This is a genomic window from Vibrio frigidus (assembly GCF_042465995.1).
In the GTDB taxonomy this organism is placed as follows: domain Bacteria; phylum Pseudomonadota; class Gammaproteobacteria; order Enterobacterales; family Vibrionaceae; genus Vibrio.
Genome location: NZ_JBCDMC010000034.1, coordinates 1 through 1,034, shown reverse-complemented (window position 1 = coordinate 1,034; position 1,034 = coordinate 1). Strand labels below are relative to the sequence as shown.

The 1,034-nt window shown below is 48.4% G+C and carries 1 protein-coding gene; it reads right to left on the bottom strand.

Features of this window, described 5'->3' with window-relative positions:
• The coding region (locus AACW90_RS22855; protein WP_390239361.1) for a thiamine pyrophosphate-binding protein at nt 1-1,034 on the bottom strand (1,034 nt) is incomplete at both ends.

The window sequence follows — 1,034 nt, the reverse complement described above, 5'->3', positions numbered from 1 at the left end:
TTAGCTTGAAGGTCTGCGATGATTTGAGACGTTTTTGCTTCCCATTCTGCTGGTAGCTCACCGTTTACGCGGCGTTTGAATTCTGCTGCAAGCTCTGGATATGCTGCTTCATAAGCTGCAAATTTCTCGTTCCACGTTGCTTCCTTAGCTGCGCCTGCTTCTTTTGCAGACCATTGCGCATAGATTTCCGATGGAATTTCAAAAGGACCGTGCTCCCAGCCTAACGCTTTACGTGTTGCAACAATTTCGTCTGCGCCTAGTGGTGCGCCGTGACAGTCGTGAGTACCGGATTTGTTAGGAGAACCAAAACCAATCACCGTTTTAGTACAGATAAGGGTAGGTTTACCCGTTTCTGCTTTCGCCGCTTCAATCGCTGCATTAATAGCCGCTGCATCGTGACCATCTACCGCAGGGATAACATGCCAGCCATACGCTTCAAAACGTTTCGGTGTATCGTCTGTAAACCAGCCGTCTACTTCGCCATCGATTGAGATACCATTGTCATCCCAAAAAGCAACCAACTTACCAAGCCCTAAAGTACCCGCAAGAGAACACGCCTCGTGAGAAATACCTTCCATCAAACAGCCATCGCCCATAAACACATACGTGTTGTGGTCAACAACGTCGTGACCTTCTTGGTTAAACTGAGCGGCTAAGGCTTTTTCAGCTAATGCCATACCCACGGCGTTAGTGATACCTTGACCTAACGGACCCGTCGTGGTTTCAATGCCTGGTGCATAACCATATTCTGGGTGACCTGGTGTTTTAGAGTGTAGTTGACGGAAGTTTTTCAAATCGTCAATAGAAAGCTCGTAACCAGAAAGGTGAAGCAGAGAGTAAATCAGCATAGAGCCGTGGCCGTTAGACAGTATAAAACGATCTCGGTCAGCCCACTCTGGGTTTTGTGGGTTATGGTTTAGGTGACCACGCCAAAGTACTTCGGCGATATCAGCCATACCCATAGGTGCGCCAGGGTGACCTGAGTTGGCTTTTTGAACACCGTCCATGCTAAGGGCACGGATTGCATTTGCTAG